Here is a 12,695-nt window from a genome sequence, read left to right as displayed (position 1 = left end):
ATAAAAAAAGCCTTTCCAATACGCACCCAAAACGTATAATGAGAACGATCATTCTCACTTTTTACCCGGTAATCGACGATGAGCACAAAACTGGAAGAACGGCAGAAACAACGTCAGGACGAGATCATCACCGCCGCGCGCCGCTGCTTTCGCGCCAGTGGATTTCATGCGGCCAGTATGTCGCAAATCGCCAGCGAGGCGAAACTCAGCGTCGGGCAAATTTACCGTTATTTCAGTAACAAAGACGCGATTATTGAAGAGATGATCCGCCGGATTATCGATTCCCGTATCGAGGGAATGCAGGACAAAACGGTGGTGGAAGGCATGCCGCAGGCGCTCGCCTGGCGTCAGACGATTAACGAAGACGACGATGCGCTGATGCTCGAAATGTCCGCCGAGGCGACGCGTAATCCACAGGTGGCCGCCATGTTAACCGCAGCCGAGGCCCGCATGTTTAGCAACGCCTGTGCGCACCTGAAAAAGCAGTTTCCTCATTTAAGTGATGAACATATTCGCTGCTGCGTGGAGATTACCGCCGTGATGATCGAAGGCACAATTTACCGTCGACTTACGCCTTTAAACGTGCCGTCAGAACAATTAGAGCCGATTTATCAGAATATTTTAAATATGCTTTTCACTGCGAAGTAATCGCATGTGAATAATTAACGGGAACAGGTAATTTCCCGGTTTACCATTTCTGGTTCTGCCAGAGATACGGTATCGCTGTGCCTTTAAAACGCCCTCCTCCTTGTTAAGCCATTAACAGGGCGGGCATCGTTCACCCTGGAAAAAGATGATGAAAAAGATAACAACCTCCATCGCCGCATTACTCCTCCTGACAGGGTGTGATAATGCGCAAACATCTGCTCCCCAACGTCCTCTTCCGGAAGTGGGGATTGTCACACTCATGAGCCAGCCGGTGTCCGTCGTCAGTGAACTGACCGGGCGTACCACCGCCGCAATGAGCGCCGAAGTTCGCCCACAGGTGGGCGGCATTATTCAGAAGCGGCTGTTCACCGAAGGCGATACCGTGAAAGCCGGACAAGCGCTGTATCAGATCGATCCCTCCAGCTACCGCGCCGCGTTTGATGAAGCCGCCGCGGCGCTGAAACAGGCGCAAGCGCTGGTGCAGGCCGACTGCCAGAAAGCCCGGCGCTATGCGCAGCTGGTGAAAGACGACGGCGTGTCGCGCCAGGATGCGGAAGACGCGAAATCCACCTGCGCGCAGGACAAGGCCAGCGTCGAGTCAAAGAAAGCCGCGCAGGAGAGCGCGCGCATTAACCTCAACTGGACTACCGTCACCGCGCCGATTGCCGGACGCATCGGCATCTCCTCCGTCACGCCCGGCGCGCTGGTGACCGCTCAGCAGGACACCGCGCTAGCCACCATTCGCGGGCTGGACACCATGTATGTCGACTTAACGCGTTCGAGTGCCGATCTGCTGCGATTACGCAAGCAAACCCTTGCCACCAATAGCGATACGCTAAGCGTGTCGTTAATCCTAGAAGACGGCAGCACCTACAGCGAAAAGGGTCGTCTGGCGCTGACCGAAGTGGCGGTGGATGAATCGACCGGCTCGGTCACCCTGCGCGCCGTCTTCCCGAACCCACAGCATCAGCTTTTGCCGGGAATGTTTGTCCGCGCCAGCGTGGACGAGGGCATCATGAATGACGCGATCCTGGCTCCTCAGCAGGGCATTACCCGCGATGCCAAAGGCAAAGCCACCGCGCTGGTGGTGAACGCCAGCAACAAGGTGGAGCAACGCCAGCTGGAAACGGGTGACACCTACGGCGATAAATGGCTGGTGCTGAGCGGTCTGAAGGCGGGTGACAGGCTGATTGTGGAAGGCACCGACAAAGTCACCGCCGGCCAACAGGTGAAGGCCGAAGAGATGAAATCCAGCGGAGGGAATGCCTGATGTTTTCCCGTTTCTTCGTGCGTCGCCCGGTCTTTGCCTGGGTGATCGCCATCCTCATAATGCTCGCCGGGATACTGGCGATCCGCACGCTGCCGGTTGCGCAGTACCCGGACGTCGCCCCGCCGTCGATCAAGATCTCCGCCACCTACACCGGTGCCTCCGCGCAGACGCTGGAAAACAGCGTGACGCAGGTGATCGAGCAGCAGCTCACCGGGCTGGATAACCTGCTCTACTTCACCTCCACCAGCAGTTCGGACGGTTCGGTGAGCATTACTGTCACCTTTGAACAGGGGACCGACCCGGACACCGCGCAGGTCCAGGTGCAGAACAAAGTCCAGCAGGCGGAATCACGCCTGCCGACTGAAGTACAGCAGTCCGGGATCACCGTCGAGAAATCGCAGAGCAACTTCCTGCTGATCATGGGGGTGTACGACAAAACCGACACCGCCAGCAGCTCGGATATCGCCGACTGGCTGGTCAGTAATATGCAGGATCCGCTGGCGCGCGTGGATGGCGTCGGGAGTCTGCAGGTGTTTGGCGCGGAATACGCGATGCGTATCTGGCTCGACCCGGCGAAGCTGGCGTCCTACTCGCTGATGCCGTCAGATGTGCAAAGTGCGATTGAAGCGCAGAACGTGCAGGTTTCCGCCGGTAAAATCGGCGCGCTGCCTTCGTCGAACGCCCAGCAGCTGACCGCCACCGTGCGCGCCCAGTCGCGCCTGCAGACGGTCGATCAGTTCAAAAATATCATCGTCAAGAGCCAGTCTAACGGCGCGGTGGTACACATCAGCGATGTTGCACGCGTGGAGATGGGCAGCGAAGATTACACCTCCACCGCGAAGCTGAACGGCCACCCGGCCGCGGGGATGGCGGTGATGCTTTCACCGGGCGCTAACGCGCTCAATACCGCCACGGCGGTGAAAGAGAAAATCGCCGAGTTCAAAAAGTCGATGCCGGAAGGCTACGACGTGGCCTACCCGAAAGACAGCACCGAGTTCATCAAAATCTCCGTTGAGGATGTCATTCAGACTCTGTTCGAAGCCATTATCCTCGTGGTCGTGGTGATGTACCTGTTCCTGCAAAACATCCGCGCCACGCTGATCCCGGCGCTGGCCGTTCCGGTGGTTCTGCTGGGCACCTTTGGCGTACTGGCGCTGTTCGGCTACTCCATCAACACCCTGACCCTGTTTGCGATGGTGCTGGCGATAGGGCTGCTGGTGGATGATGCCATCGTGGTGGTGGAAAACGTCGAACGTATTATGCGCGACGAAGGGCTGCCCGCCCGGGAAGCCACGGAAAAATCGATGGGCGAAATCTCCGGTGCGCTGGTAGCGATTGCCCTGGTGCTCTCTGCGGTGTTCCTGCCGATGGCCTTCTTTGGCGGGTCCACCGGGGTGATTTACCGTCAGTTCTCGGTCACCATTATCTCGGCGATGCTCCTTTCCGTGGTGGTGGCATTAACCCTGACGCCTGCGCTGTGCGGCTCGATTCTGAGCCACACCGCCCCACATAAGAAGGGCTTTTTCGGCGCGTTTAACCGCTTCTACAGCAAGACCGAGCAGGGTTACCAGAACAAGGTATTGCGCGCGCTGCGCCGCTCCGGCGGCATGCTGGTCATCTACGTCCTGCTCTGCGGCGCGATGGGGTTCGCGATGCTGAAACTGCCGGGCAGCTTCCTGCCGACGGAAGACCAGGGCGAAATCATGGTGCAGTACACCCTGCCAGCAGGCGCGACGACGGTCCGTACTGCCGAAGTCAGCCGCCAGGTGCGCGAGTGGTTCCTCACCAAAGAGAAAGCCAACACCAACGTTATCTTCACCATTGAGGGCTTCAGCTTTAGCGGCAGCGGCCAGAACGCCGGGATGGCGTTTGTCTCCCTGAAAAACTGGTCCGAACGTAAGGGGGATGAAAACACCGCTCAGGCCATTGCCCTGCGCGCCACGCAGGAGCTGAGCACCCTCCGCGATGCGACCATCTTTGCCATGACGCCACCGGCGGTGGACGGCCTGGGCCAGAGCAATGGCTTTACTTTTGAGCTGATGGCGAGCGGCGGCACCGACCGCGACACGCTGCTCAAGCTGCGTAACCAGCTGATTGGCGAGGCGAATCAGGATGCCTCCCTGCACGCGGTGCGCGCCAACGATCTGCCGCAGATGCCGCAGCTTCAGGTGGATATCGACAACAATAAAGCCGTGTCGCTGGGGCTCTCCCTGAGCGACGTTACCGACACCCTCTCCAGCGCATGGGGCGGCACCTATGTGAACGACTTTATCGATCGCGGCCGCGTGAAGAAGGTCTATATCCAGGGCGACAGCGACTATCGCGCCGTGCCGTCCGATCTCAACAAATGGTATGTGCGCGGTAGCGACAGCACCATGACCCCGTTCTCCGCCTTTGCCACCACCCGCTGGGAGTATGGCCCGGAAAGCCTGGTGCGCTACAACGGCTCGGCGGCGTATGAAATTCAGGGCGAGAACGCCAGTGGCGCCAGTTCCGGTACGGCGATGAGCAAAATGGAGCAGCTGGCGAATAATTTGCCGTCCGGCAGCACCTGGGCGTGGAGCGGGTTGTCCTTACAGGAAAAACTGGCGAGCGGCCAGGCCATGAGCCTGTATGCCCTCTCGATCCTGGTGGTGTTCCTGTGTCTGGCGGCGCTGTATGAGAGCTGGTCGGTACCGATTTCCGTCATCCTGGTGATCCCGCTTGGGGTGCTGGGCGCGGCGATTGCCGCCTCCCTGCGCGGCCTGAACAATGATGTCTACTTCCAGGTGGCACTGCTGACCACCATCGGCCTGTCGTCGAAGAACGCCATTCTGATTGTTGAATTTGCCGAGGCGAAAGTCGCCGAAGGCTACTCCCTGACACGTGCGGCGCTGCGTGCTGCCCAGACGCGTCTGCGCCCCATCATCATGACCTCGCTGGCGTTTATTGCAGGCGTGACGCCGCTGGCGATTGCCACCGGTGCAGGGGCCAACAGCCGGGTGGCGATCGGTACCGGCATTATTGGTGGGACGCTGGCCGCCACGCTGCTGGCGATCTTCTTCGTTCCGTTATTCTTTGTACTGGTGAAACGTCTGTTCTCCGGTAAACACAGCAACCGGAGGTCATAATGTTTCGTTTATCTGTTTTTGTGTTAGCGCTGATGAGCGCGGGCTGCGTCTCTTTAGATCCCACGTATCAGCGCCCGGCTGCGCCCGTCCCGGCGACGTTGCCGGGTGCGCACGGCGAAGCCACCGCCGTGGTGAGCCAGTGGCAACAGGTGATGAACGATGCGCGCCTGAAAGGCGTAGTGACGATGGCGCTCAACAGCAACCGCGACCTGCAAAAAGCAATTGCCGATATTGACGCCGCGCGCGCCCAGTACGGCGAAACGCGATCGTCCCTGTTCCCGGCGGTGGACGCGGAGCTGAGCCACACCCGCAGCCGCACGCTGGCAAGCGGTGTCGCGACCAGCGATGAGGCCAACGGCACGGTCTCCAGCTTCGAGCTGGATCTGTTTGGCCGCAACCAGAGCCTGTCGCGTGCAGCACGTGAAACCTGGCTTGCCAGTGAATTTACCGCGCAGAACACGCGCCTGACGATGGTCAGCGAACTGACCACCGCCTGGGTGACCCTGGCGGCCGATAACAGCAACCTGGCGCTGGCAAAATCGACGATGGCGAGCGCCGCCAGCTCGCTCAGGATAGTGAAGCGTCAGCAGCAGGTCGGCGTGGCGGCGGCTACGGACGTTAGCGAAGCGATGGCGGTTTACCAGCAGGCGCGAGCCAGCGTGGCGAGCTATCAAACGCAGGTAATGCAGGACAAAAACGCCCTTAATCTGCTGGCGGGTGACACGGTGCCGGACACTCTGCTGCCGGGTACGCTGGAGAGCCTGAGCGATAACGCCATTACGCTGATCCCGGCGGGTGTCAGTTCCAGCGCGCTGCTGCGTCGCCCGGATATTAAGGAGGCGGAGCACAACCTGCTGAGCGCCAACGCCAATATCGGTGCCGCGCGCGCCAACTTCTTCCCGACCATTTCACTGACCGCCAGTGCGGGCGTCGGCAGCGATTCGCTTTCGTCCCTGTTCAGCCACGGGATGAAGGTGTGGTCATTCGCACCGTCCATCACCCTGCCGCTGTTCAGCGGCGGTAACAATCTGGCCCAGTTGCGCTACGCGGAAGCGGAGAAGAAGGGATTGATCGCCACCTACGAGAAAACCATCCAGAGCGCGTTTAAAGACGTGGCCGATGCGCTGGCACGTCGTGAAACGCTCAGCGAGCAGCTTGATGCCCAGCGTGAATACGTGGCAGCCGGGCAAAAAACGCTGGATGTGGCGACCCGCAGCTATCAGGCGGGGGCCGGGGATTATCTGACGGTACTGACCGCGCAGCGATCGTTGTGGTCGGCGCAGGAATCGCTGATATCGCTGCAGCAGACCGACCTGGAAAACCGCATCACGCTGTGGCAGTCGCTGGGGGGTGGGATTGAGTAAACCGGATATACGGCAAGTGGATTGTATGGAGGATTATTGAGGGCTGGAAACGTGCTTCTCGCCGGGTGGCGGCTGCGCCTTACCCGGCCTGCACAACATTTTTAACGCTTACGCACATCCGGAATGATCAAATCCCCACGCAGCACGTACGACCCGAGCATCTGTGTTTTTTCCGTCAACCAGCTCACGATGCGCGCCGCCATGGCATCCATGGAATACTCAATGGCCGGGATCACCGGAATGCCTGGCAGATGCAGCGATCCAGCAAGGCTGAAGACCATAATGTCCTCCGGCACCGATTTATTAAACGCCTGCAACTGCGGGATCACCCGCTGCGCTTCCTGCTCGTCCGCAACCAGTAATGCGTTGAAATTCAGCGTGCTGGCGTTATTCAGCAGCTCCTGCAGCGCCACGGACGAGGAGGTCGCGTCCATAAACACGAGGTTGCGGTTGAAGGGCAGGAAATTTTTTTCCAGCGCATGTTTGTAGCCCAGCAGCACCTGATCGGCAAAGCCGCTACCGTGCGGATGGATCAGGGCAATCTGGCGGCGTCCCTGGCTGGTAAGGTAGTTACAGGCGGTTTCGGCGGCGAAGGCGTGATCGAACTGGATGCTGTTGGGATTTTCTGAGCCCATACAGTCAACCAGGATGACGTTATCCATGTCGATATCCAGTGGAAAACGCGCGCCAATCACCAGAATGTCATCGCAAAGCCCACAGGAGAGCTCTTCCAGGGCGTGCAGCACATCCGCTTTGCTATGGGCGAAGCGCAGCAGCAGGTGTTTTTGATGCTGGCTGAGCTGTTTTTCCAGCGCGTACAGATAACCGGTCGTCTGGTTAATATTCTCCTGCGCGCAAATCACCCCGATACACCCCGTCGACTGGCTCAGCAGCGACTGCGCAATCACATTGGGCCGGTAGTTCAGTTCATCTACCGCTTTCAGAACGGCCTGACGGCTGGCTTCCTTTACGCCACGCGACCCACTCAACACTCGCGATACCGTGGCTTTCGACACCCCGGCAAGACGTGATACATCATTGATTGTCGACATCTTTTTCCCCTGACAGGCTTACCTCGCGCCTGCAAATTCCATTACCGCTACGGCTCACATTATAGCCAGTAAGGAGTATATCCGTTTCCGTTTTCCATGGAAACCGATTTTCCGTTTCCACTCAAAATGATGTCAAAACAGCCAAATTCTGTGACGCACATCGGGTTAATTAGCCTCATACATAAGGGATCTTGATGGTTGTCACACTTCTGTCTTTTATAAATGGAAACCGGTTTCCATCTGATATCCAATCATTACCGCAATATCTATTTACATTTTGAGGATGGTTGTCGATGTTCAAGATTATGCTCTGCTGCTCTGCCGGGATGTCCACCAGCCTGCTGGTCAGCAAAATGGTCGATGTGGCGAAAGAACGCGGTTTGGCGGTAAAAATTGATGCGTACGGCGTTTCCGAATTTGATACGCAGTTTCCGCAATATCAGGTGGTGCTTCTCGGACCGCAAGTGAAATACATGTTACAGACACTCTCAGACAAGGCGGCCACAAAAGGCATTCCGGTCCAGCCCATCGATATGATGGACTACGGCATGCAGCGTGGCGATAAAGTACTGGACTATGCTCTGTCGCTCATCGAAGCGGCACACTAAAAGGTGTTCACATGAGTTCGTTATATCAATCCATGGTCGCGGTGATTGAGCAGTCAATTACCCCGCTGGCCGCGAAGCTCGGCCAGCAAAAGTATGTGATTGCCATCCGCGACGGCTTTACCGCCGCGCTGCCGTTTATGATCATCGGCTCGTTTATGCTGGTGTTCATCTTCCCGCCGTTCTCGGCGGATACCACCAACAGCTTTGCCCGCGGCTGGCTGGATTTCTCCCAGACTTATCGCGAACAGCTGATGCTGCCATTTAACCTCAGCATGGGCGTGATGACCTTCTTCATCTCGGTGGGGATCGGGGCGAGCCTGGGGCGTCAGTTTAATCTCGACCCGGTGATGTCCGGCCTGCTGGCCTTTATGGCCTTCCTGCTGGTCGCCGCGCCGTATGCGGACGGTAAGATCTCCACCCAGTATCTGTCTGGTCAGGGGATTTTCACTGCGCTGATCACCGCCATCTACGCCACCCGCGTCTATGCGTGGCTGAAGCAGAACAACGTGACCATTCGTCTGCCGAAGGAAGTCCCGACCGGCGTGGCGCGTTCGTTTGAGATCCTGATCCCAGTGATGGTGGTGATTGGCACCCTGCATCCGCTGAACCTGTTTATCGAGGCGCAGACCGGCATGATCATCCCGCAGGCGATTATGCACCTGCTGGAACCGCTGGTCTCTGCGTCTGACTCGCTGCCCGCTATTCTGCTCTCCGTGCTGCTGTGCCAGATCTTCTGGTTCGCCGGTATCCACGGCTCGCTGATTGTTACCGGCATCATGAACCCGTTCTGGATGGCGAACCTGTCGGCAAACCAGGCGGCTCTGGCGGCCGGTGCGGCGCTGCCGCACGTCTACCTGCAGGGCTTCTGGGATCACTACCTGCTGATTGGCGGCGTAGGCTCCACACTGCCGCTGGCCTTCCTGCTGCTGCGTAGCCGGGTAACGCACTTACGCACCATCGGCAAAATGGGCGTTGTGCCAAGCTTCTTTAACATCAACGAACCGATCCTGTTCGGCGCCCCCATTATCATGAACCCGATGCTGTTTATCCCGTTCGTGTGTGTTCCGCTGGTGAATGCGTGCCTGGCGTACGCGGCAACCAAACTGGGCTGGCTGGCACAGGTGGTATCGTTAACGCCGTGGACCACGCCCGCACCAATTGGCGCCTCATGGGCCGCCAACTGGGCGCTGAGCCCGGTGGTGATGTGTCTCATCTGTATGGTGATGTCAGCGCTGATGTACCTGCCGTTCCTGCGTGCTTACGAGCGTACGTTGATGAAAAACGAAGAGCAGAAAGCTCAGGCAACCGTCGGTACCGCTGAGACCGCAAGCAATTAAGTCAAAGAGGAAGCGTCATGAAATATACATTTCCCGATAATTTCTGGTGGGGCAGCGCAAGCTCTGCTCTCCAGACCGAAGGGACACGAGAGGGTGAAACCACATGGGATTACTGGTTTGCCCGCGAGCCGAACCGTTTTCACAACGGCGTGGGGCCGCAGCATACCTCCACGTTTTATCAGCACTGGAAAACGGACATTCAGCTGTTAAAGCAGCTGAACCACAACAGCTTTCGCACTTCTATAAGCTGGGCGCGTCTGATCCCCGACGGTATCGGTGAAGTGAATCCAAAGGCGGTCGAATTTTATAACCAGGTCATTGATGAGCTGATCGAGCAGGGCATTACGCCGTTTATCACCCTGTTCCATTTCGACATGCCGATGGCGATGCAGGAGATTGGCGGCTGGGAAAACCGGGAGGTGGTGGACGCTTACGCCCGCTATGCGCAGATTTGCTTCGACCTGTTTGGCGACCGCGTGCTGCACTGGTTTACCTTCAACGAGCCGATTGTCCCGGTTGAAGGCGGTTATCTGTACGATTTCCACTACCCCAACGTGGTGGATTTCCGTCGGGCGGCCACCGTGGCGTATCACACCGTGCTGGCCCACGCGAAGGCTGTCCAGGCCTACCGCGCCGGACATTACGCAGGTGAGATCGGCATCGTGCTCAACCTGACGCCGTCCTACCCGCGCTCGCAAAACCCGGCGGACGTGAAGGCGGCGCACATTGCGGATCTGATGTTCAACCGCAGCTTTCTGGACCCGGTTCTGCGCGGCGAATACCCGGCCGATCTGGTAGCGCTGCTGAAATCTTACGACCAGCTGCCCGCCTGTAAACCGGAGGACAGTTTCCTGATCGCGGAAGGGAAAATCGACCTGCTCGGCATTAACTATTACCAGCCGCGTCGCGTGAAGTGTCGCGACAGCGCGGTGAACCCGCAGGCGCCGTTTATGCCGGAGTGGTTCTTTGATAACTACGAGATGCCGGGCCGCAAGATGAACCCGTACCGTGGCTGGGAAATTTACGAGCCGGGTATTTACGATATTCTGGTTAATCTGCGCGACAATTACGGCAACCCACGCTGTTTTATTTCTGAAAACGGAATGGGCGTCGAAAATGAACAGCGTTTTATTGAAAATGGCCAAATCAACGATCAATACCGCATCGATTTTATTTCCGGACATTTAGCCTGGCTGCATAAAGGTATTAGCGAAGGGTGTCACTGTCTTGGTTACCATATGTGGACGTTTATTGATAACTGGTCGTGGTGTAATGCGTATAAAAACCGCTATGGCTTTATTCAGCTCGATTTAACTACGCAACAGCGCACCATTAAAAAGAGCGGAGAGTGGTTTGCTGCCACCTCTTTACATAATAGTTTCGAGAAATAGAGAGAAAGACGATGATTGCCTTGGAAGAAGCCGTGATGGAAATCATCGTCAATGCGGGTCAGTCGCGCAGCCTGTGCTTTGAAGCACTGCACGCTGCGCGGCAGGGCAACATTGACGAAGCCAAAAGCCTGCTGCGCGAAGCCGATGGCTACGCGCGCCAGGCGCACAAGATGCAGACCAAACTCATTGAGCAGGATGCGGGTGAAGCCCGTCAGCCGATGACGTTAATTATGGTGCACGCGCAAGATCATTTAATGAATTCATTACTGGCGCGTGAATTATCCGAAGAAATTATTCATTTATATCAGAGATAATCTATGGCGAAATAACGAGTAATACCTCTGTACCTTAAATAGAAATCCACTTGTTCTGATGATAGCGACATACTCTGTCAGATCGGAGCGGGATGGTTATTGTCTGAATAAAATTAAACTATATTGAGATAACCATGACTACCCTAAAAAAACTTCCATTAACCATGGCGGTTATCGCCGCGCTTTGCCCAATTTCTGTACTCGCACAGGAATTTACCCAGGAACAAATCGACGCCATTGTGGCAAAAGCGGTGGATAAAGCCCTCGCGGAGCGTCAGGCCAAAATGGATGCCGCGGTCGCGAAAAAAGCCGACGTGGTGACGGAGCCGCAAAGCGCGGCGCAATCTCCGGATATGGCTATTCCGTTCGGCATTAAATTTACCGGTTATGCCCGTTACGGCGCGCACTTCCAGGCCGCTGACCAGAAATACGTGGCGGTGGACGGTTCCTATAACGGGGCATCTGCCATCGGTCGTCTGGGTAACGAAGGCAACGGCGGTGAATTCCAGCTCTCCAAGGCCTTCAAGGGTGACAACGGCGCCATCTGGGACATCAACGTGATGATCGACCACTGGGGCGATGAAGTTAACCTGAAAAAAGCCTACGCGGGGGTGACCAACATTATGGCCTCCAACCCGAACGCCTACTTCTGGGCCGGTCGTGACTTCCACCAGCGTCCGCAGCAGGGCATCAACGATTACTTCTGGATGAACCACGACGGCCAGGGCGCCGGGGTGAAGAACTTCGACATCGGCGGCGTGCAGTTTGACGTGGCCGCCGTGGCGGCGGTGGAATCCTGTAGCCCGGAAGTCATGGAAGATGAAGCCAACCCGTCACGCATCACCTGTACCGGCGGGTCCGGCACGGGCGACAAAGGTAACTACGCGGCCACCTCTAAAATCCACGGCATGAAAGTCGGTCCGCTGGATCTGGAGCTGTACGCCAACTACGGCTTTGATTCAAAAGCGGTGGAGAGCGATGAGCGTCTGAATGCCTGGCAGGGTGGCGTGGTGCTGAGCCACACCAACGACAGCGGCGTGAACAAGGTGATTGCCCGTTACTCTGATAACGCGGACAACAGCGTGTTCAATAAAACCGAGGATCTGACCACGGTCTATGCCAGCTTCGAAGGGCTGTACAAATTCACCCAGGCCACGCAGGTGGAGTACATCCTCGCCTTCCACGACTACGACAACAGCCGTGATAAGACCGATAACCGTAAGAACTACAACGCCATTGTACGTCCGATGCACTGGTGGAACGACGTCCACTCCACCTGGCTGGAAGCAGGCTGGCAGCATGTGGATTACGACAACGGCGGCGACAACAAGGGCTGGAAGCTGACCCTGTCGCAGAACATGTCTATCGCCATGGGGCCGGAGTTCCGTCCGATGCTGCGCTTCTACGTCACCGGCGGCAAAGTGGATAACGAACGTACCGCCCGCGTGAACAATACCAAAGACGAAACGCTGGACGACTTCAACGTCGGCGCGATGTGGGAGGCGTGGTTCTAAGCAAGGTAAAAGCAAAACGGTGTATCCCCCTCTCCCCGTGGGAGAGGGTCGGGGTGAGGGCACCAGGCCGCACCCCATCATGCTATG

At 57.3% G+C, this 12,695-nt stretch carries 10 protein-coding genes; 9 read left to right on the top strand and 1 reads right to left on the bottom strand.

The genetic code is table 11. The features are described 5' to 3' along the window. The first annotated feature begins 78 nt into the window (after positions 1-78). From AC2FAK_RS20680 to AC2FAK_RS20665, 4 genes are all read left to right on the top strand, one after another. Positions 79-648, top strand: a complete 570-nt coding sequence (locus AC2FAK_RS20680) for a TetR/AcrR family transcriptional regulator (protein ID WP_013094828.1) — start codon at positions 79-81, stop codon at positions 646-648. Positions 649-796: 148 nt separating this feature from the next. Continuing rightward, entirely contained in the window at positions 797-1,918 is a 1,122-nt protein-coding gene (locus tag AC2FAK_RS20675; protein ID WP_095455669.1) for an efflux RND transporter periplasmic adaptor subunit, read from the top strand. Then, positions 1,918-5,028: an efflux RND transporter permease subunit gene (locus AC2FAK_RS20670; RefSeq protein ID WP_095455668.1), complete on the top strand. Its 3,111-nt coding sequence runs from the start codon at positions 1,918-1,920 to the stop codon at positions 5,026-5,028. The genes AC2FAK_RS20675 and AC2FAK_RS20670 overlap by 1 nt, the downstream gene beginning before the upstream one ends. Next, a complete protein-coding gene (locus AC2FAK_RS20665) occupies positions 5,028-6,392 on the top strand; it encodes an efflux transporter outer membrane subunit (RefSeq protein WP_095455667.1) in 1,365 nt (454 codons plus the stop codon). The genes AC2FAK_RS20670 and AC2FAK_RS20665 overlap by 1 nt, the downstream gene beginning before the upstream one ends. Positions 6,393-6,493: 101 nt before the next feature. Here AC2FAK_RS20665 and AC2FAK_RS20660 read toward each other — a convergent pair whose 3' ends face one another. Continuing rightward, complete coding sequence (locus AC2FAK_RS20660) at positions 6,494-7,444, bottom strand: LacI family DNA-binding transcriptional regulator (protein WP_013094823.1); 951 nt, start codon at positions 7,442-7,444, stop codon at positions 6,494-6,496. Positions 7,445-7,737: 293 nt separating this feature from the next. Between AC2FAK_RS20660 and AC2FAK_RS20655 the strand changes: the two genes are divergently transcribed. From AC2FAK_RS20655 to AC2FAK_RS20635, 5 genes are all read left to right on the top strand, one after another. After that, on the top strand, positions 7,738-8,052 hold the full coding sequence (locus tag AC2FAK_RS20655) for a PTS sugar transporter subunit IIB (protein WP_013094822.1): 315 nt from the start codon (positions 7,738-7,740) through the stop codon (positions 8,050-8,052). 11 nt (positions 8,053-8,063) lie between these two features. Further along, positions 8,064-9,389 carry a PTS cellobiose transporter subunit IIC gene (locus AC2FAK_RS20650; RefSeq protein WP_013094821.1) on the top strand — a complete coding sequence of 442 codons (1,326 nt, stop codon included), beginning with the start codon at positions 8,064-8,066 and terminating at the stop codon, positions 9,387-9,389. A 17-nt stretch (positions 9,390-9,406) separates the two neighbouring features. Then, positions 9,407-10,780, top strand: coding sequence for a glycoside hydrolase family 1 protein (locus tag AC2FAK_RS20645; protein WP_013094820.1), 1,374 nt, complete (start codon positions 9,407-9,409; stop codon positions 10,778-10,780). 11 nt (positions 10,781-10,791) lie between these two features. Continuing rightward, a complete protein-coding gene (locus tag AC2FAK_RS20640; RefSeq protein ID WP_008500136.1) occupies positions 10,792-11,094 on the top strand; it encodes a PTS lactose/cellobiose transporter subunit IIA in 303 nt (100 codons plus the stop codon). A 134-nt stretch (positions 11,095-11,228) separates the two neighbouring features. Further along, on the top strand, positions 11,229-12,608 hold the full coding sequence (locus tag AC2FAK_RS20635) for a carbohydrate porin (protein WP_013094819.1): 1,380 nt from the start codon (positions 11,229-11,231) through the stop codon (positions 12,606-12,608). Positions 12,609-12,695: the final 87 nt, after the last annotated feature.

The organism is Enterobacter cloacae complex sp. 394F7, assembly GCF_057320385.1.
This window is presented reverse-complemented; position numbering and strand designations above follow the sequence as displayed.